Origin of the sequence: Microcoleus sp. CAWBG58, assembly GCF_020883045.1 — a bacterium.
Taxonomy (GTDB): Bacteria; Cyanobacteriota; Cyanobacteriia; order Cyanobacteriales; family Microcoleaceae; genus Microcoleus.
In genome coordinates this window covers 24,482-45,990 of sequence record NZ_JAHRFA010000009.1, presented here as the reverse complement: position 1 = coordinate 45,990, position 21,509 = coordinate 24,482, and the positions used below count along the sequence as shown (strand labels likewise).

The following is a 21,509-nucleotide window of genomic DNA, read 5'->3' as shown; positions in this document are numbered from 1 at the left end:
ATCAAAAATTGGTTAAAAAAATCTTGTTAACTCACAATTCACTCTTGTAAAAAAAACTGAGTCGTCGTCAATGAGCATTAGAGAAAATTTTAAACCATACGATTTATGCCCTTGCCAGAGTGGAAAAAAAGCAAAGTTTTGCTGCTGGATTAGTAAGGGAAAGTGGAATAAAGCTCCGACTCCTGTTCGGGTAAAAGATATTGGTGTAGATTATGCACACAATAAGTGTTATGCGTCTTCAACTAATAAATGCAGCACAAAAATTTCTAGAGAACATTATATTTCACATAATATTTTGAAAGAGTTTGTACACGAGAGGAAGGTTAAAATTACTGGTTTCCCTTGGATTGAGCCTGAAACTTGGAAACTCTTACCGACTGAAAGTCTTGCTTCTAATATTTTGTGTGAAAATCACAATCAAGCATTATCTGGTCTAGATGCTCAGATGGGAAGATTTTTTAGAACTATTCTAGATTTTGATGAAAACTTTAACAGAGACAATCCAAAGGAAGAACTGGCAGTATTTTCTGGTGAAGACATTGAAAAGTGGATGCTTAAAACAGTTTGTGCTATGGTAGCCTCAAGCCAACTAGCCATACAGGGTAAGAAACATGACGTTCAATTTAAAAAAGAATGGGTTGATCTTCTTTATAACAATCATTTTTGGCCAGAATATTGGGGAATATACTTTAAAGTTCCAGAAGATAAAACTATCAGTCAATTTAAATCAATTTCTGTAGAACCATTGACTGGAGCAAGTGAATTAAAGAAAGTTGAATTTTCCATAAACGAGTTTAAGTTTAACCTGATTTTAGATAAGCCAGACAATCGAAGGGATTGGGGAATATACAGACCCAGAACCATGATATTTTCTCAAAATAGTGTTAAGAAGTATATAGAAATCTGTTGGCAGAATAATGCTTATCAAAGCTGTGTTGACTTAACGAGAATTGGAACTACTGCTTCCGCTCCACCAGACTGGAAACAATGGATGAAACAGTAACATAGTACATATTAAGATTCATAAGTCGAACTATGTAAAGCAATTCTGAACGCGCTGCGATTAAAGAAACCGGGTTTTTTACCAAATTTACGTTGTGTAACGCATCTTTCGGGAAAAAAACCCGGTTTCTGGGCCACCATCGTAAGTTCTAATCTAGTTAAATTAGAGCCAAATATGACCGCAATTCCTACCAAACATAAACAAATGCTCACCTTCGATCGATTCATCAAGCAACTTCCAGATGAAGATGGACGCTATGAACTTGTTAATGGAGAAATTGTCAAAATCTTATCAACAATCAGACTGCACGAAAATGTAGCTGATTTTATTGAAAATACGTTTCATGACCAGGTGAAACGCCTCAACCTGAATTATAGGGTATCTGGCAGAATTGTAGTCAGGACTTTCACCTCAAATGGTCAAGAACAAGGCCGCCATCCCGATCTTACTGTAGTAGACAAAACCCTCTGGGAATCGGAGCCTTTCGCCCCCTCAGCCCTAACTGATCCCCCACAATTAGTTGTCGAAGTTGTCTCAACAAATTGGGAAGATGATTATATCGACAAGCTGGATGAATATCAGCGGCTGGGAATCGCTGAATATTGGATTGTCGATTATTTGGCTTTGGGTAGCAGAAACTATTTGGGGAATCCGAAAGAACCGACTGTTTTTGTTTATCTACTTGATGAAAATGGGGTTTATCAAATGAGTGCTTACCGAGGGAATGAGCGAATTATATCCCGAACTTTCCCAGAATTAGCACTGACAGCAGAGCAAGTGTTGGATGTATGATATCAAATTCAGCTTAAATATCTGTTTATCTGGCTTGTCTGCGATGCCAGACTTTGTTTGACAAGACGCGATTGAAACCGCCAGAATACTTGTTTATGAACAGGCAAGATGCCTGTTCCACAATAAAATCACTCTTTGTACAACAGGCATCTTGTATGAACAGGCATCTTGCCTGTTCCACAATAAAATTTACTCTTTGTGGAACAGGCATCTTGCCTGTTTCTGACGAACTTTTCCCTTCCTTCAAATTACGATCGCATCGAAGCCTTTTGTTCAGCCTTCAAATCCCGGTTGCTAGCAGCGGCCAACTCCGCATCCAACAAAGTTTTACCAGTCGCCGCCAAATAAACATCATCCAAACTCGGACGAGATTGAGCAATCCCAAAAGTAGGCAATCCCGCATTTTTTAAAGCTTGCTGAATTGTCACCAGCGCGTCGCTTTGCGGTGTTACTACTAAATTTAGAGAATTTCCTTGGGCGGCGTTGACAATCACTTCCTGCACGAAAGGCAGAGATTCCATCAGAGTTTTGGCTGTTTCGGCTTCTGCGATCGGCGAAAACTCCCGAATCCGCAAAGTCACCCGATCGCCCCCAACCCGATTTTTCAACTCCTCCGGCGTCCCCTCAGCAATCACCGTACCTTTGTCAATAATCGCCACGCGATCGGCTAAAGCATCCACTTCTTCGAGATAATGACTCGTAATCAAAACCGTCGTACCCTCATCCCGCAAGCGCCGCAGGAAATCCCACACCACCACCCGACTTTCAATATCGAGCCCGACAGTCGGTTCATCCAACACCAAAACATCCGGCTGGTGCAGCAATCCAGCAGCTAAGTCGAGGCGCTTGCGGATACCCCCGGAATAGGTGCCCGTTTTTTTATTTTCCCACTCCTCCAAACCGAGGAGTTGCACCATTTTGTCAATCCGCCCTTTAATAGTCTTGCGCGGCAAATGGTAAAGCGCCGCTTGCAGTTGCAGGAGTTCGCGCCCTGTCAACACCTTATCGAGAGCGACTTCTTGGGCGACGTAGCCGAGTTTCTGTCTCGCCATTCTCGGCTGGCTGACTGCTGAAATGCCAGATACTTCAATACGTCCGCTATCTGGCGCACTCAATGTACATAGTACCCGCAGGGTTGTGGTTTTGCCTGCACCGTTGGGGCCTAGCAAACCAAATATTTCCCCCGGTTCTACCTTGAAGGAAACATCTTTAACGGCTTCTACAGTGCCGTAGCGTTTCTGAAGATTTTCAATTAAAACGGCGGGAGCCATATATTTTAAGGATGAACTGGTTGTTAATATTTTGACACTTCTGGGCTTAATTTGCCGGAATGGGCGATCGCACGTTCCGACTTCCTGTGCTTGTGGCGATCGCACATTCCGACTCAACCCGAAACTGCTGATTGTTTTGATTTTCGATCGCAGTTTAAAACTTTTCAACTCGATCGCGGTTCCCAACCCCCAGCACCCTCAGTCTTTTCTAGTCTCAAATATCAACTTTTCTAGCAACCGCCTTGGATGGTTAAGATGTTCTTAATTACTACTAAAAACATTAGGTTCGATTCCATCTCCACTCTACCTTCTACCCTCTTACTGATAAGCTGTTCGACATTCAAAGTGCACTATTTGTGGCTCAGACCTCATGCTGTAAAGGGTTCAAACCATAAATTTAAATGACTAACAGTTTATCCGTTACATCCCTTACAAAATCCGTTGCCGAACTTCCTTCTTCTATTACCTCCAAACAAGTATGAGTTTTGAGTTAATTCTAACTTGGAAGTTAGCAACTCAAAACTCATATTTTTTAAACAAGTAGAGATGCACCCGAAACCTGTTATTTTATAATTATCTCTACTTCTAGGCGGATGTCGATCGCAATTAGAATCATTAACACCGATCTCCAAACATTAAACTGTCGCTTAAAAACACGGAAAACTTCCCTAAGTGGCAAGTTCTAATTTTATCCAGTTTGCAAAAGAATGTAACTTTAGGCCCATGTTCTATACCCCGATAATCATCAGTCATTACCAATTCTTTAAGCGAAAATTGAAAAGGCTATGAACTTCTTTCTCGCTCGGGGGTTGGGTGCTGGGTCTTTAATCGACAATTTTCACCCAACCGCGACGCACATTGTACAGCAGTCGGTTGATGATGGCATACTCATCTTCATTCAGGGTTCTTTCTAAGAGTGCGGATCTTAGCTGTCTCCGGTCGTGGCGAGTCACGACACTAGAGAACATGACCTGACCAAATAATTCTTCGAGCGTCATTTGGGAAACGGACATGATAAACCTCCTAGTTGATTGAGAGATATTAAAATATTACAGGCTGATCCTAGTCCTATTATGCTCTGTCCGATCGCCGATTCCTGCGATCGAAAACATTGACACGGTGTGATTTATAGGCTAAAAATTTGTGACCGAGACTTAGACGCTCAGTGACTCGGATCTTTTAAATTCGTGATGCTTGTCACAAATGTTGACAGTTGACAGTTGACAGTTGATCGAGGGCAGAAGGCAGAGGGGAGAGGTTCGAGGGCAGAAGGCCGATCGACCGTTCGTAGTGTGGACTTTAGTCCGCAGAAATTGATGCGGACTAAAGTCCACACTACGAACCCTACTTATTGCGGTCAATTGACCGGACACGATATCAATCCCCTCCTAATCCCACCTGCCAATTTTGCAGCTAATTGAGGCACCGGTCAATAGTCGCTACAACCGACTCGGCCAACTCTTGCAGCGCGTAACCGCCCTCCAAACCGAAGGCGATGCGACGGGTGATTTGCAGGCAATATCCCGTGAAAGTACCGAAATCTGACGGCGCCAGATTCATGCTAGCCAGCGGATCCGAGGCTATTGCGTCGTAACCGGCGCTGACAATCAACAAATCCGGTTCAAAATTTGACAAAAACGGTACGACAAGAGATTCAAAGGCGCTCAGGTATTCAGCTATGCCGCCACCCGGATACAGGGGAATATTCAGCACGTTGTTGTAGGCGCCTTGCTCGTCAGCATCTCCGGTTCCCGGATAGCAAGGAGATTGGTGCAGGGAACAGTAGGCAATTTGCCTGCTGTTTTCTACCAAAGATTGAGTTCCGTTGCCGTGGTGTACGTCCCAGTCTAGGATGGCGACGCGGTTGATTGCCGGCTGTTCTAGGGCATAGCGAGCTGCGATCGCAGCGTTGGAAAACAAGCAAAATCCCATCGCACGGCTGTTTTCGGCGTGGTGTCCCGGTGGCCTGGCGATCGTAAAAGCTGGTTCGTTGGTTGCTAAAACTCGATCGACTCCATCAAGCCAAGCACTCACAGCCAGCAGCGCTACGTCGTAGCTTTCAGCAGAAATCGGCGTGTCACCGTCGAGGTAGCCGCCTCCACGATTAGCCAAATGTTCGACTTCTTTGATGTATCTTGGCGCGTGAACTTTTTTGATTGCTGACAACAGTTCTAGTTCGCGCTGCGCCACTGGCGTCGGCAGTTGCCACTCAAGGCGATCGGCCCAGGGAGCAGCTTTCAGAGCCTTGACGATCGCCGTCAAACGTTCTGGTCGCTCTGGGTGAAGCATTCCAGTCTTGTGCAGCAAAAAATCTTCGGAATAGATGACGGGTAGCATCGGCTGATTTTAGATTTTAGATTTTGGATTTTAGATTTTTAGTTTGCTTTAAGAAAGCCTTCGGTTTTGTGAAATTAAAATTGCGATCGGGCCACCATTTTGATTTTTTATATAGCCCTCAAAAAAACTCACCAAAGCATGAAACCCGACCGCCTAAAAAAACCTTTCTAGCTTTTGCCAATTGATGACTAAATCACCAACTGCTTTCCTTACGAATTTCCCTTGTTTCGTCCCTTAATTTTTCTGCCAACTTTCCCATAAAGTTAAGGGCAAATTGTGATATAATTTTAGGAGTAATTTGCAATATTTGGCAGCTCAACTGAATCCAGATCGATTTTATCGCATTTTTGGGATTTATAGCGGTCAAATTTAAAGTTTTAGCGGAGTTTTTCAACCTATGAGTATCTCTGAGTCGCGGATAATCCCGACGGATCTGGGTGGTGAGATGTCCCGATCGTACTTGGAATACGCCATGAGCGTCATAGTCGGTCGGGCGCTACCAGATGCTAGGGACGGTCTCAAGCCCGTTCACCGACGCATTCTCTACGCCATGAACGAATTGGGCTTGACTCCCGATCGACCATTCCGCAAATGCGCCCGCGTCGTCGGGGAGGTGCTGGGCAAGTATCACCCGCACGGAGATACAGCAGTTTACGACGCCCTGGTGCGGATGGCTCAAGATTTCTCCATGCGCGAACGCCTGATCAACGGCCACGGCAACTTTGGCTCCGTTGACAACGACCCGCCCGCTGCCATGCGGTACACCGAATGTCGCCTCACAGCCCTGACTAGCGACTCCATGCTGCGCGACATCGACTGCGAAACAGTAGATTTCGGCGACAACTTCGACGGTTCCCAACAAGAACCCCTCGTACTCCCCGCACGCATCCCCCAAATTTTGCTCAACGGTTCCTCCGGGATTGCCGTCGGGATGGCAACCAACATTCCGCCGCACAACTTGGGCGAAATAATTGACGGTTTGGTAGCGCTAATCCACAATCCAGGAATTACTGACCTGGAATTGATGCAGTACATCCCCGGCCCAGACTTTCCCACCGGCGGGCAAATTCTCGGCAGAGGCGGCATTCGCGATGCTTACACCACCGGGCGCGGCTCGATTACAATGCGCGGAGTCGCCGGCATTGAAACCATCGAACACGCCGGCCGCCCCGACAAAGAAGCAATTATTATCACCGAATTGCCTTACCAAACAAACAAGGCAGCGTTAATTGAGAAAATTGCCGAACTGGTAAACGACAAAAGATTAGATGGGATTTCCGACATTCGCGACGAAAGCGATAGAGACGGAATGCGGATCGTGATCGAACTCAAACGCGACGCCTATCCCCGCGTCGTCCTCAACAACCTCTACAAACAAACACCGCTCCAATCAAATTTTGGAGCCAATATGTTAGCGCTAGTAAACGGGGAACCCCAACTACTGACGCTCTCACAATTCCTCAATGTCTTCCTAGACTTCCGCATTGAGACAATTACTCGCCGGACTCAATACGAACTCCGCAAAGCAGAAGAACGCGACCATCTCCTGCAAGGCTTATTAATTGCCCTAGACAATTTAGATGCCATTATTCACCTAATTCGCGCCGCTGCCGACTCGGCCGCTGCCAAACAAGAATTGATGGATAATTACGGTCTTTCCGAACAGCAATCCGACGCAATTCTGCAAATGCAGCTTCGGCGTTTGACAGCATTGGAAGCACAAAAAATCCAGCAAGAACACGAAGAACTGCGAATAAAAATCACCGATTTAGAAGATATCTTAGCGCGCCGGGAACGGATCTTAGAAATCGCTGAAGTTGAAGCAGTCGAAATTCAAACTAAAATCGCCACTCCCAGACGCAGCGTCATCGAACACGCCGAAGGAGAAATCGATGAAAGAGATTTAATTGCCAACGAACAAGCAATTATTCTGATCACAGAGCAAGGCTACATCAAGCGGATGCCTGTCAGCACTTTCGAGGCCCAAAGTCGCGCTACTCGCGGCAAAGCAGGCGCGAAAATGAAGGAAGATGACGGAGTAGAACATTTCCTTTCCTGTTGCGATCACGACAGCGTTTTGTTCTTTAGCGACAGAGGCGTAGTTTACTCTCTCAAAGCTTATCAAATTCCCGTCTGTTCCCGGACGGCACGCGGCACTCCCGTGGTGCAACTGTTGCCGATTCCTATAGAAGAAAAAATCACTTCTATGGTGTCAGTTACAGAATTCACCAGCGAAGAATACTTGGTGATGCTAACTCGCGGCGGCTACATCAAGAAAACTTCACTTTCAGCTTTTGCCAATATCCGCACTAACGGATTAATCGCGATTTCTCTAGAAGAAGGCGATCAATTGCGTTGGGTGCGGAGAGCAAGAGTTGGTGACAGCATTATCATCGGTACGCGCCAAGGTATGGCGATTCACTTCCGCACCAATCACGAGCAGTTGCGTCCGGTTGGCCGCGCGACTCGGGGTGTGAAATCAATGAAATTGCGATCGGGCGATGAGTTGATCAGCATGGACATCTTGCCAAGTTCCATTGTTGCCGAAATTGCTGACACAGAAGATTCAGAATTGGAAGGAACAGAAGTTGCTCTCTTAGAAACGGGCGAATCGGAATTTGAAGGAGCCGAAATTGCTGAAGATGTGGAATTGGAAGACGAAGAATTAGAACTGGAAGCTGAGGAAGTTGAAGGCGAAGATGCCGAAGAAATTCCCGCCGTTAGCAGCGAAGTTCCTAGCGTTTTGGTCATCACCACCAACGGTTACGGCAAGCGAGTTCCTGTTTCTCAATTCCGCCTCCAAAGACGTGCTGGCAAGGGATTGACTGCTACTAAATTCAAGTCGAAGAAAGGTAAGGATCAGGTAGCAGCGCTGCGAATTGTCAACGCAGATGACGAATTGATGATTATTACCAACCGAGGTATTATTATCCGTCAAGCTGTGAGTGCAATTTCCACGCAATCGCGTACTGCAACGGGTGTGCGGGTGCAACGCTTGGATGAGGATGATTCGATCGTAGCTGTGGCTTTGGTGCCGGCTTCGGGTGAGGAATCGATCGAAGAAGCGCAATCTGAGGAAGCGGTAGAAGAGTCCTAAGTTAATAGTTTGTAGGGTGTGCTGCGGTGCACCTTACTGCTTTTTAAGGTACGTTGTTGGGCTTTAGCCCTCTTTCCTAGTCTTATAAAGAGGGCTAAAGCCCAACAACGTACCTAATTTGTCTGACGACTGACTTTAAGTTGACACTAATGTGCAATTCCATGTGCGGCACTTCAATCATTGACAATTGACACAATAATTGCTATAGCATAATATAAGCATAAAGTTAATAGTAAAAGTCTGTAAAAATGCCTTATTTAACAGCAGCAAACGACATCAAAGCACTCATCGCTAAATTTTCGCAAGCTAAAATCCTGTGGGTTGACACAGAAATAGCAGACTATAAATCGAACCCCAAATTATCTCTAATTCAAGTGTTAGCAGACTCCACCGATGCGACAGGAGATGCCACTTTTATACTAGATGTCTTAGATCAACCTGAATTGGCAAAAGACTTCATCAACCAAATCATGGTAAATCCAAATATTGAAAAAGTCTTCCACAGCGCCAGCTATGACATCAGATTTCTGGGTAATGACGATGCCAAAAATGTCACTTGTACATTAAAAATGTCGAGACAGATTCCAGCTTATATCCTGCCCTTACCCAACCGACAACTCAAAACCTTAATCGAAACACTTTGCGGCATTACTTATGTAGATAAAACAGAACAAAGCGGCGATTGGGCAAAGCGTCCCTTGACTGAAAAGCAGCTAGAATATGCCAAGATGGACGCGGTTTATTTAGCTAAAGTGCACAGCCGCTTGCTAGAAATCCTTGCCCAATCTTACCCCGAACCCGCAACGGAAAACTTGATATCCTTGGGGAAAAAATATCAGCAAATAGAATCTCAGTGGAAGCCACTAGATGCAGAAATCGCTGAAGTGAAAGAACGATTTAAAGCAGGAATGATGGCGCAAAAGCTCAAAGATAGCTCTTGTTTTCAGCTTTCCAGTTCGATAACGATGAAAGTTAATTTTATGACGCTGGCGAGACTGACACAAACTCAGCAAATTGATTTAAATTTTCCGGTGACGCTGACAAAAGAAATTCAAAAACAGTTAGGACAACTCATCACTCATCCATCTTTGCAAGTTGAGGATATTGCTAGTTGGCGGTTGAATTCTAATGTACAGCAGCGGCGAAAATCTACTACTAATAAAATTGCGCCGGAACCGGAGAGTGAGGATTTAACAGCATTGGGGAAAAGGTATCAAGAAATTTTCCCGGAATGGAAGTTGCTGGATTCGGAAGTTGAGCATCTGAAAGAACGGATTAAAAAAGCAATGTTGGTGCAAAATAAGAGCAATACTCCTGATTTTAAGTTATCTAGTTCTTCGATTTTGAAGGTAGATTTTGCTAGCTTGGCTAAACTTGTACAATCTGCGGGAATTGAATTAGATTTTATGGTGACGCTGACTCAATACATTCAAAAGCAGTTGGGGGATGCGATTAACACAATTGATGTGCAAATTGAGTATATTACCAGTTGGCGGATGACGGCTAAGACTGTGGAAGATGAAGATGAGGAAATCCCGTTTTAAGCTAGGACTAAGGCTAAGTGTCACACTTAAATCTACTTGTAAGGATTTAGTAGATTACCTGCCTCCTCCCGACACTCCTCAATATACTTTTTTAAGGTATCTAGGGAGTTCTCAGGTGTTGATTTAAGCCCTGAACCAAAAACATTTTTAATTGCTTTATCACATTCTCGAACAGGAACAATGAGATCCTTAATAGTCTCAAAGCCATCGGCTTCAATATTTCTGAGAACAAGTTGTTCTAAACACCATAATTTATGATTTAGAGACTCTTGAATGATAGGTAAGTTAACTTTTGCTAAGGCTTTAATGAATCTTTTATCTCCAGTAAAAATCTGAGCATATTTATCATCTTGAATAACTTTGATAGCATGACTTGTGAGAATTGCTTCACCTTGATCGATATTTTCAATACTGGATAACTGGATAAAAATTTCTTGGTCAATATCGGCTTCAGATATGTTTTCTAAAGTTCTAGTAAGGTAAAGAACTTGTTTATAATTAATAACACGATCTTCTGTTTTTTGACGTTTACCTCCTTCAAAATTTTTCCAATCCTTTTCAAATTTATATTTTGCCGTCTCTAGGATATTAACTTGCTCATAACTAGCATCAAATAATTTAAGAGTATTATCGAATAGCTGGAATGTAGCAAGCTTTTTGACAATGTCATTATCGATACAATAGATACAACTAGACAAAGCTATTCTCCTAAAATTTGGTCTAAGTAATCAGCATTATCGTCACCTAATTCATCCCAATTTAGATGCTGCTCTAAAAATTTGTTAATAGTTTTTTGTCCTTCTTTAGGAGCATTAATTAAATTTACACATTTCATAGATAATGCAAAATATTTTTTATTATACCAGCCATAATTTAAAGCTAATGCAGATGGATCGATGGTAGAGTCATTTTCAAGAAGTTGAAAAATTTTATTTTTTAGGTTTTGTGCATTGTTAAACTTTTTATTGCCGAGGGAGTTATCAAAACTGTTGACTAGCAGTTTAACTGCAAACTGATTGCTATCTATTTCTTCTCGATCGTCAGAGTCTTGCTTAATATCATCATCAATCAAAATACCTTCTTTAACTTTAATATGACCAAGGGCAAGATGACCCAGTTCATGAGCAAGATCGAAAGCTAACCATGCCGAGTTAGTAAGACTATTACTCAAGACAATCACGGGATAATCATATTGCCATTGGATCATGCCTGTAATTTTTCGGGTGTTTTTAGGGTAATTCTTAAAATAGACAACAGCGATACCATGTTCCCAACAGTAATCGAGCAAGCTGTACAAAGTGACTTGAGGATGTTTGGCAACAATCTCTGATCGGACTTGATGAGGGTCAGATGGGATGGGTTTAAATTCGAGCTTTATAGTATCAGCGACCACTTCCGCAACCCGTGAGGCAAGTTGATGAGCAACCTCAGGTACGTCTGCTTTATCCTGTTGATGGTACTTGAACTTGGTATGGAGTAAGGGCTTAAACTGAGGGGCCTGATTCTCAGCTAAAAGACTTTTGAGGTCTAGGTGCAGACGTTGGGCAATATGACCAGCGCCCTCTAGGACGGCGACGGGTTTATTGTCTAATTCTTCATTCCACCAACTGGGCAAGCCTTTTTCTTGAACGAAACGTTTTGGGAAACCGATCGCCGAGAGTTTTTTATAGAGAACAGACATTGATAATGTTTGTGTCATTGGCTTGCCCTCCGTGTGAGAATTTGCATAATATCATTGTAACCTAATTGCAGATAATTTAGCTACTATTTTTTTAGAGAGCGTGGATATCTATCATACCATCGGATAAAATTTCGCAAAAGCAACACCAAAGGAAAGTTACGAACCCGAAGAATTCCCATGAGAGAAGATTTGCGATCGCTCCTTTCGTCTTGGCAACCTAACACTTGTCCCATCTACCTATTTCCTGGTCACCGCCGCTGCGCCTTTGCGGTTCATTTCAATCCGCCATATTTAACCAAGGTGGGCAAATAATGCCCACCCTAATTCCTACTTCCCTACGGTGAAATACTCATTTTTAGCGTACACGCTGATAATGCAATCGCCGACTTCAAAAAACATCCCTTCTTGCTCATCTTTAGAGAATTGCAAGTTGCTGTATTTAGCACCCATTTCATCAGCAGTTGTCGCCTTGGCCTCCATTTCATCGGGAATAAGTCCGGTTGAACCGATGTAGAAAACTAGCGGCGAAATTTTGTCGCTGTACACTTTTTCGGCATAAGCTTCTAGTTGCTGGTTTGCACTAGCTAAAGCAGCGACAAATTCGTCTCGCTTGATATCTGCTTCCTGCCATTTTGCTTGCAGAAGGCTTAGCAAACTGTCTGCACCAACTTTTTCTAAGGTAGCGCTGACAATTCCGTTATTTTCCAAGCCCAAAAAGTCATCGAAAATTTGTTTCATTAAGTCGTCAACTTTGGTGATTTTGGTGCGGGATGAAACTGTTTTGTGTGCGAAGACGACAGGCTCGTCTAAGGTGATGTCAAATGTCGGTTTTGCCAGCTTTTCGCCCGTGTTTTTGTGGTAAACTTCATACAGGCGATCGAGAAACTTGTTGGCTGAGTGCAATTTGCCGAAGTTGAGGATGTTTTTGCTGCCGATGTCGATTTTATAGCTGACTCGCGAATCTACTGTACCGTTGGCGATCGCACTTTTTAACTCTGTGTACTCCGTCGTCGTCGGAAAGTTGAGGTAAAGGCTTTTTGACAGATAGTGCTGTTTCAACTCTTCCAACTGTTGAGCCGTATAACTCTCGGATGCTTCCTTCAAATGAGCCGAGAGGATGCTGGAGAGAATTTTAATGTTAGCAAGTTCCTCAAACACTCCGTCAAGGCTGCCGTAACGTCCGTCAAAAGGCACTAGCGGCAAACTGTCTAAGTTAAGATCGTACTCCGAATGGAAGTCAAAATCTCCCGCAGGCGAGCCGTCTTGTTCGAGCACGCCGGATTTTTTGAGCAAATCAAACACTGCTTGGCTGCTGATTTTGGTTCGCAGCGACTTGATATTAACTTCGCCGTCGCTGACAATGGTATAATTGTTGAAAGTATTGAGGTCTGTCACCAGAATTCCTGCCACTTCTGCGATCGCACTTCCATCCTCAACTTTTACCAGTTTAACTTTCCTGGTAATCAGCATATTGATGGTAGCGGTATTTTGATTGATCGCAAATGAACCCATTCGCACGTATTCGCCGCCATCTAAGAATTCTGTTTTCAGCCAAGGCTTGACAAGGTTGCCGTTTTCGTCTCGCTTTCCTTCAACTCGCTTCAAACCTTTGCGCTGATAGTTTTCTTGCAAGTGTTTTAAGTTGATGATGATGCTGTTGCTGTTTTCCTCCAATATCTCGATCAACTCCAGCAGGGAAATTTTATCGCTGACTTTTACCCGATCGCCAATTTGATGATTTTGCAACACATCAGGCGCAAACACAGCCCGTTCCAAATCCTCCGTAAACTCGGCTATTTGAGCATTTGTCAAAGCTTTCGCGTGTTTTTCCGTCAAAGTAGCATCGAAGGTGCTCGCCAGCGCATACTTCGCCGTATTCAAATTGCCGTCAGCGAGGTTAGCTTTCGCAAAAGCAAACACCGACTCATCAGTTTGAGCAACCGGAACTTCTAATTTGTCATACTCATCTTTGGTGACTTGCTGATACTTGTAAAACAGTCCCGCATCATCTGCTTTCAACCCGCAGATTTTCAGCGTACTCGATGAACCGCTGATTTTTTTGCCAGTTTTGGAAACAAAAACTTGATAATCATATTCCTTGATTAACGGTTCTTCCAAAGGTGGCGCCACGGAATCACCTAATAGTTTTGTGCTGTCGTAGAGAGCATCATAAACCATTTTGACTTCGCCAGCGCGGATGCAATTTCCCGATAAAGTGTTGGCGATTTTCGAGAGCAGTTTGAAATCAGCAGACGCATAGGATATCGTGTTGGCAAACACATCCATGTCCTTAAGTTCGTCACAAATTTCCGCTAGTTTTGCCGCTTCTGCCTTAGGACTCGGGTCATTTGCGTAACCGTCTGTGTGCAAGTTAATTGCTGTCACTTCTCCCGCTTTTACGAGAGATTTAGCAAGCTGCATCGACTGCGATATGCAGGTACAGCCAGCGGTTTGGATATTTTTAATTTGTTTGATGTATTGAGAGTCAATCTTCGTAACTTCTTGAATGGAAATTCGCTGAAAGTGACTAATTACGTCTCCATGGTCAGCGTAGGAAATGAGGCTGACAATTAGTTGGTAATTGTTGTATTCGTCTAAAGTCAAAAGCTTGACTAGGGTCTCTTTCAGCGGTTTTAAGTCATAATACATCGAGCCGGAGCGATCGATAATGATGATGCTGTGGGCGACGGATTTTTCGGGGATATCGCCTGGTGTTCTTTCGAGATTGAGGCGATCGACTAAATAGAATGCCTTTTCATTTCCGGCAAAATTATAGAGGGTAAATTTGGTGCGATTATTCGAGGCTGCTTGGCTGCTGGAACTTTTGATTTGAGATGATTGTTTTGCTTGCCGTGCCATACTTTTCACTTGTGTTGATTTATTCTTCAACACTATCTTGACACGCCCTTTTGTCGGTGTCAAGGCCTGTTGAGGCAAAATTATCGTTATTGTAGGGAGAGAGGTACGTTGTTGGGCTTTAGCCCTCTTTAGACTTATAGATAAAGAGGGCTAAAGCCCAACAACGTACCTTAGTTACTGTAGGGTGCGTCAGGGGCGATTTTTTTGAGCAGTCATCATATTCTGTTGCTGACGCACCCTACAGATTTAGTATTCGTAAAAACTCGGTTTATGACCGCGCGTGCAAGTCCTAAAATATTTAATCAATAATGCTAAATTTAGCAAATCCGCTGCTCAAACTCTATCTAAATTTAATCGGATGGGTAGCGTTTGGATTCATTCTCGGCCGCCTGCTACCGAGAAGCTATTCTACATATTTAGCCAAGTTTCTGTTCTTTTTTGGCACACCGCTGAGCATTGTTACTTTTATCCGCCACGCCAATTTTTCTGGCCCTATTTTGCTGGCGCCGCTGATAGCTTGCGCGGCAATTCTAGCGGGTGGCGGACTTGCTTGGATTGTGATAAATTTCGGCTGGGGCGAGGAACGTCTCAAGACTATTAATCCAGGCAAAAATACCTCGGAAGCCAAAACCGCCTGGAGTTTGCCGACTCAAGGCAGTTTTTTATTAGCGGCGATGTTTGGTAATACGGGTTTTTTAGGAATTCCCATCACCTTGTCTTTGTTGGGCCCGGAACACTTTGCTTGGGGGTTGTTTTACGACTTGCTGGGTACTGGTACGGCAATCAATTTACTCGGAATTGCGATCGCCTCTGGCTGCGGTAACAGCAATCTACACCAGCATTGGTTAAGTCCCCTGCGAGCAATTTTGCAGAATCCGGCACTGTGGGCTCTGGGTATGGGATTTGTTTCGCGCAGCTTGCCACTGCCGACATTAATCGAAGGATTGTTAACAACAGGTGCTTGGGCTGTAATTAGTTTATCTTTGATTACGATCGGGATGCAGTTGAGCAAGTTGAATTCTTTGCACAATCTCAAACAAGTTTTGAGTTGTCTGTCAATTAAAATGCTGTTAATTCCCTTGGTATTTGGCGCGGGTTTAACGTTTGTTGGCATTACGGGCGCGCCGCGGCTTTCGCTGGTGCTGCAAATGGCAATGCCTCCGGCTTTTGGTACTACTTTGCTGGCTGAAGTTTTTAATCTCGATCGCGAATTGACCGTAACTGCGATCGGTATTGGCTGCGTTACTTTATTATTCACGATTCCAATCTGGATGCTGCTATTTAGTTTTTCATGAAAATAGAATCTGATTAGTTTAAGAAGGGGGTTATTTTAGTGACATGAATCACAACCATTGAGCGATCTATGTCATGTTCATTTTACTTAACAATCACTGGAGTTGGAAATTCAATTTTCTTCTGTTAAGCTACAAATAGCCCACAGATGAGGCGAATAATAAAAGTATGACAACTCAAAATTTTACATTGACAGGTTATGAAATTGTCGATCGCATTTACTCAGGAACTCGCACCCTAGTTTATCGAGGTTTCCGTACTAGCGACAAACAGCCAGTAGCCATCAAAGTCCTGCGGAGCGAGTATCCCAGTTTTAGCGAACTCGTGCAATTTCGCAATCAATATACCATTGCCAAAAACCTCAATTTACCCGGAATCATCGAAACATACAGCTTAGAAACTTATCAAAACAGCTATGCGCTGGTAATGGAAGACTTCGGGGGAATCTCTCTGAAGGAATGGAGGGAACAAGCGGAAACTGCGCCGAATTTGAGGGATTTTCTGCAAATGGCGATCGACATCAGCAGTACATTAGATATACTCTGCCGCCACCGCATCATTCACAAAGACATTAAACCCGCCAATATTTTAATTAATCCAGAAACAAAACAAGTCAAACTAATTGACTTTAGCATCGCATCTTTGCTGCCGAGGGAAACTCAAACTCTGATGAATCCTAACGTGCTCGAAGGGACACTCTGTTATTTGTCTCCGGAACAAACCGGCAGGATGAATCGCGGCATTGACTATCGAACTGATTTCTATTCTTTGGGCGTGACTTTCTATGAATTGCTGGCGGGAGAATTGCCGTTTCAGTCCAACGATCCGATGGAATTGGTGCACTCTCATATTGCCAAGCAACCGCCATCACTGCATTCCATGAAGCCGGAAATCCCGCAGGTACTTTCCCAGATTGTCAGCAAATTGATGGCAAAAAATGCTGAAGACCGCTATCAGAGCGCTTTGGGGCTGAAATTTGATTTAGAATTTTGTTTGCGTCAAATACAAGAAAGTGGTCAAATTGGAATTTTTGCAGTAGCCCAGAGGGATTTGTGCGATCGCTTCATCATACCAGAGAAGCTCTACGGGAGAGAAACCGAAGTAAAAACCCTACTCGAAGCCTTTGAGCGCGTTGCATCCCCCCTTACCAAGGGGGGACACAGGGGGATCGAAATGATGTTAGTAGCTGGTTTTTCAGGGATTGGGAAAACAGTTGTAGTTAACGAAGTCCACAAACCAATTGTGCGGCAACGGGGTTATTTCATCAAAGGCAAATTCGACCAATTTAACCGCAATATTCCGTTTTCAGCTTTTGTGCAAGCCTTTCGAGATTTAATGGGACAATTGCTCAGCGAAAGTGACGAAAAGTTAGAAAAATGGCAAACTCAAATATTGCAAGCACTGGGCGATAACGGGCAAGTTATCATTGAAGTAATTCCCGAACTAGAAACAATTATTGGTCAACAACCACCTGCGACCGAACTTTCAGGAACTGCGGCACAGAATAGGTTTAATTTGGTGTTCCAAAACTTTATTCGAGTATTTACCGCCAAAGAACATCCCCTGGTGATGTTTTTGGATGACTTGCAGTGGGCAGATTCCGCCTCGCTACAGTTAATGCAAATGCTGATGTCCGAGTCAAAAACCAACTATTTATTAGTAATTGGTGCTTACCGAAATAATGAAGTATTTGCAGCGCATCCCTTGATGCTGACACTGAATGCAGTAGTCAAAACAGGGGCAACTGTGAATACTATTACTCTGGAACCGTTGAGTTCAAAAAGTCTCAATAATTTAATTGCTGACACCCTCAATTGTACTCCAGATTTGGCAACACCATTGACTGATTTGGTGGCGCAAAAAACCCAGGGAAATCCATTTTTTGCTACGCAGTTTCTCAAAGCACTGCATCAGGATGGGCTGATTAGTTTTACCCCCGTAGCCCCCCCTGATCGAGGGGGGAGCTACGGGGGGTGGCAGTGCGATATCGCTCGAGTGCGGGAGGCGGCGCTGACGGATGATGTGGTGGAGTTTATGGCGTTGCAATTGCAGAAACTGCCTGCAATAACTCAGGATATTTTGAAGTTAGCAGCTTGTATTGGGAATCAGTTTGATTTAAATACATTGGCGATTGTCTCTGCTGGGTCACAAACGGAAGTGGCAACATCTCTATGGAAAGCTTTGCAGTCAGGGTTGATTCTGCCACAAAGTGAAGTTTATAAGTTTTATGTGGGAGAGTCAATTCACGACAAGGAGCAAGATGCACAGATTGTTAATTATAAATTCCTCCACGATCGCGTCCAACAAGCTGCTTACTCTCTGATTGCTGAAGACCAAAAACAGTCAACCCATCTGAAAATTGGATTCTTGCTTTTGCAAAGTATAACAGAAACAGAAAGGGAGTTGAATATTTTTAATATTGTCAACCAATTAAATCTAGGAATAGATGCGCTAGCTGCGGAAAGCTTCACTAAAGCAAAGCAAGTAACAAAAGATGAGTTAGCTGAATTGAATTTAATTGCTGGACGCAAGGCTAAAGCTTCTGCTGCCTATGAAGCTGCACTCAGATACTCAAATACTGCTCTAACACTGCTGACGGAAAATAGTTGGGAAGACCAGTATGAATTTAGTCTGGCTTTACATCTAGAGACAATCGAATTAGAGTATCTAAACGCAAATTTTGCTCGCTCTGCTGAACTAGCAGAGTCAACTCTACAACATACAAAAACAGTTTTGGATAAGGTAGCAGTCCATCAACTAAAAATTCAGTTTCATATTGCTCAAAACAATATGCTAAAAGCAATAGAAACTGGCTTAAAAGCGTTAGATATTTTGGGATTTTCTCTATCGCTTTCTTCAGATATCGATCTTGCTAATATAGAAATACCTAGTCTTGATTCTGTTAATTCTCTTCAGGCAATGACGGATCCTTTTGAGTTAGCTAAGGTACAAATCCTAGCGAGCCTGATCAGTCCTGCTTACTTCGCGCAACCGGATCTTTTTCCTAAAGTGACCTTGGCTGTCATTCAAGCCTCTTTTGAGTATGGGTATTCAGCCTTATCTGCTGTTGGATATGGCTTTGGAGCGCTGTTGTTTCTTAAGCCGGGATATATAGATCCAGGGTATCACTCTGGGTTGCTCTCGCTACAATTACTAGAACGTTTTCACGCTAAAGAAATTGAGTCTAAATTACAACTGATTTTTAACGTCTTTATTCGCCCTCATAAAGAGCGTGGACGTGCCAGCTTAATTCCCTTTCTAAATGGATTACAGGCTGGCTTAGATACAGGAGAATTTGAGTATGCTTCCTACTGTGCTATGAATTACTGCAATCACCTTTTCTTCACAGGAGAAAATCTCAAAGAAACTAAACAATTGCAGGAACAATATCGAGATTTATTAGTTAAGTTGAAATTAGAATTCTCGATGCTTTTTTTTGGAATTTGGAGGCAAGCTGCTTTGAACCTAATGGGAGAATCTGTGGAGGCAACCCATTTGGTAGGAGAAAGCTTTGATGAAACATTGACAATACCTCAGTTAAAAATATCTAATAGCTTTACACTGCTATTTTCTGTATATGTTGCGAAGTCTATCCTACTGTATTTGTTAGGAAATTATACAGCCTGTCTCGAACATTCTATCTTGGCATCTGAGTGTATTAACAGTGAGTTTTCACCTATGATGGTGTCTTTGCACAAATTTTATTACTCATTAGCACTTTTGGCGAACTATCCCGATGCCGATCTAGCGATTGTAGAGTCTAATCAGGAAACTTTGCAAAAATGGGCCGACTATGCGCCGATGAATTTCAAGCATAAGTATGATTTGGTGGTCGCCGAAAAAAATCGAATTTTAGAGCAAAAAACAGAGGCCATAGAACTGTACGATCGCGCGATCGCCGGAGCCAAAGCCAACGAATACATCCAAGAAGAAGCCTTAGCCAACGAGCTCGCTGCTAAATTCTACCTCGACTGGGGCAAAGAAAAAGTCGCCGCAGGCTATATGCAGGAAGCGTATTACTGCTATGCCCGCTGGGGAGCCAAAGCCAAAATCGATGATTTAGAAAAACGCTATCCCCAACTGCTGGTTCCCATATTGCAACCGGGGCGCGATCGCCATTTTCTCACCGAAAACCGCCTGCAAACTGCTGATAAATCTTCATTGAGCGATCGAACTATCCAAACAATCTCCTCTAGCAGCAGCATTTCTGAATCCCTCGATTTTGCTACCATTTGCAAAGTATCACAAGCTTTATCGAGTGAAATTCAACTAGATCAATTGCTCTCTACCTTCCTGCAAGTATTGATCGAAAATGCCGGAGCAACCAAGGCTGCTCTGCTGTTGCTCAAAGACGATAATCTGACGGTGGAAGCCCTAGCGAACCTAAATGAAAGCGTTACCTTACTATCAATCCCCTTAGCAACCAGTGAATTGCTTCCCGTCACAGCGATCGACTATGTTAAACGTACCTTAAAAACCGTCGTACTGGATGATGCGACAGCAGGAACCGATTTTATGGCTGACTCGTATTTCGTGCAACAACAGCCCAAAAGTGTTCTGTGCACGCCGATTGTGTATCAGGGTAAATTAATCGGGTTGCTGTATCTAGAAAATAACTTGACAATTGGGGCATTTACGGACGATCGCACTCTAGTCATCCAACTGTTGTGCGCCCAAGCGGCCATCTCCCTCGAAAATGCCAGCTTGTACCAACAATCTCAAGCTTATGCCCAAGAATTAGAACGATCGCTCTTTGACTTGCAGCAAGCCCAGTTACAGCTCGTACAGAGCGAAAAAATGTCCGCCTTGGGCAATCTCGTCGCCGGAGTCGCCCACGAAATCAACAATCCCGTCGGCTTTATTAACGGCAATATTGACGAAGCAACGACTACCATCAAAGATGTGATTAATCACTTAAAATTATATCAAGAAAAGCTGCCAAATCCCGGCGAAGAAATCGAACAAGATGCTGAGGATATTGATTTGGAGTATGCCTTAGCAGATTTGCCCAAGATGCTGTCGTCGATGAAAGTGGGGTGCGATCGCATTCGCGGTATCAGCACGAGCCTCCGCACCTTCTCCAGAGCCGATAAAGACTACAAAGTTCCTTTTAATATTCATGAAGGGATTGACAGTACGCTCTTAATTCTCAAACACCGACTGAAAGCTAACGAACACCGTCCGGCGATCGAAGTTGTCACCGATTACGGAAATCTGCCTCGAATCGAATGTTTTCCCGGTCAACTGAACCAAGTTTTTATGAATTTGCTCAGCAATGCGATCGATGCCCTAGATGAGTCAAGTCAAGGCCGCAGTTTTGATCGAATTGAAGCGAATCCTAATTGTATCAGGGTGCGGAGCGGTTTGGAGGGCGATCGCCATATCAAAATTACAATTGCCGATAACGGTGCGGGGATGACTGAATCTGTGAAACAGCGGATTTTTGACCATTTGTTCACCACGAAGGCGGTAGGAAAAGGTACTGGGTTGGGATTGGCGATCGCCCGTCAAATCGTTGTGGAAACCCACGGTGGTAAGTTGAGCTGCAACTCTGCGGTTGGTGAGGGGACTGAATTTGCGATCGTCCTACCTGTTAGTCAAGAAAGTCATTAGTGATGTCCCAGAAGAGCGA

At 43.7% G+C, this 21,509-nt stretch carries 12 protein-coding genes; 6 read left to right on the top strand and 6 right to left on the bottom strand.

Going from position 1 to position 21,509, the window contains the following annotated elements:
- Positions 1-70: 70 nt before the first annotated feature.
- Positions 71-1,003, top strand: coding sequence for an SEC-C domain-containing protein (locus QZ918_RS05685; RefSeq protein ID WP_293332175.1), 933 nt, complete (start codon positions 71-73; stop codon positions 1,001-1,003).
- A gap of 174 nt (positions 1,004-1,177) precedes the next feature.
- On the top strand, positions 1,178-1,795 hold the full coding sequence (locus QZ918_RS05680; RefSeq protein WP_293332172.1) for a Uma2 family endonuclease: 618 nt from the start codon (positions 1,178-1,180) through the stop codon (positions 1,793-1,795).
- 248 nt (positions 1,796-2,043) lie between these two features.
- On the opposite strand, the gene QZ918_RS05675 is transcribed toward QZ918_RS05680, so the two are convergent.
- The 3 genes from QZ918_RS05675 to QZ918_RS05665 all read right to left on the bottom strand — a co-directional run bounded on the left by QZ918_RS05675 (position 2,044) and on the right by QZ918_RS05665 (position 5,403).
- Entirely contained in the window at positions 2,044-3,066 is a 1,023-nt protein-coding gene (locus tag QZ918_RS05675; RefSeq protein WP_293332396.1) for an ABC transporter ATP-binding protein, read from the bottom strand.
- 824 nt (positions 3,067-3,890) lie between these two features.
- The gene (locus QZ918_RS05670; protein WP_015175516.1) at positions 3,891-4,079 is read right to left on the bottom strand and encodes a hypothetical protein; all 189 of its coding nucleotides are present in this window, start codon (positions 4,077-4,079) and stop codon (positions 3,891-3,893) included.
- Positions 4,080-4,479: 400 nt separating this feature from the next.
- Positions 4,480-5,403, bottom strand: coding sequence for a histone deacetylase family protein (locus QZ918_RS05665; RefSeq protein ID WP_293332169.1), 924 nt, complete (start codon positions 5,401-5,403; stop codon positions 4,480-4,482).
- 397 nt (positions 5,404-5,800) lie between these two features.
- Here QZ918_RS05665 and gyrA point away from each other — a divergent pair, with 397 nt between their 5' ends.
- Together gyrA and QZ918_RS05655 are read left to right on the top strand one after the other, a co-directional pair.
- Entirely contained in the window at positions 5,801-8,500 is a 2,700-nt protein-coding gene (gene gyrA, locus QZ918_RS05660) for a DNA gyrase subunit A (RefSeq protein WP_293332166.1), read from the top strand.
- Between the two features lie 248 nt (positions 8,501-8,748).
- Entirely contained in the window at positions 8,749-10,044 is a 1,296-nt protein-coding gene (locus QZ918_RS05655) for a ribonuclease D (RefSeq protein ID WP_293332163.1), read from the top strand.
- Positions 10,045-10,076: 32 nt separating this feature from the next.
- On the opposite strand, the gene QZ918_RS05650 is transcribed toward QZ918_RS05655, so the two are convergent.
- The 3 genes from QZ918_RS05650 to QZ918_RS05640 form a co-directional block, all read right to left on the bottom strand.
- Positions 10,077-10,742, bottom strand: coding sequence for a hypothetical protein (locus tag QZ918_RS05650; RefSeq protein ID WP_293332160.1), 666 nt, complete (start codon positions 10,740-10,742; stop codon positions 10,077-10,079).
- Positions 10,743-10,744: 2 nt separating this feature from the next.
- Positions 10,745-11,743, bottom strand: coding sequence for an ImmA/IrrE family metallo-endopeptidase (locus QZ918_RS05645; protein WP_293332157.1), 999 nt, complete (start codon positions 11,741-11,743; stop codon positions 10,745-10,747).
- A gap of 309 nt (positions 11,744-12,052) precedes the next feature.
- Positions 12,053-14,584, bottom strand: coding sequence for a vWA domain-containing protein (locus QZ918_RS05640; RefSeq protein ID WP_293332154.1), 2,532 nt, complete (start codon positions 14,582-14,584; stop codon positions 12,053-12,055).
- A gap of 308 nt (positions 14,585-14,892) precedes the next feature.
- On the opposite strand from QZ918_RS05640, the gene QZ918_RS05635 reads away from it, so the two are divergent.
- Entirely contained in the window at positions 14,893-15,879 is a 987-nt protein-coding gene (locus tag QZ918_RS05635) for an AEC family transporter (RefSeq protein WP_293332151.1), read from the top strand.
- Positions 15,880-16,045: 166 nt separating this feature from the next.
- The gene (locus QZ918_RS05630) at positions 16,046-21,490 is read left to right on the top strand and encodes a trifunctional serine/threonine-protein kinase/ATP-binding protein/sensor histidine kinase (RefSeq protein ID WP_293332148.1); all 5,445 of its coding nucleotides are present in this window, start codon (positions 16,046-16,048) and stop codon (positions 21,488-21,490) included.
- Positions 21,491-21,509 lie beyond the last annotated feature (19 nt).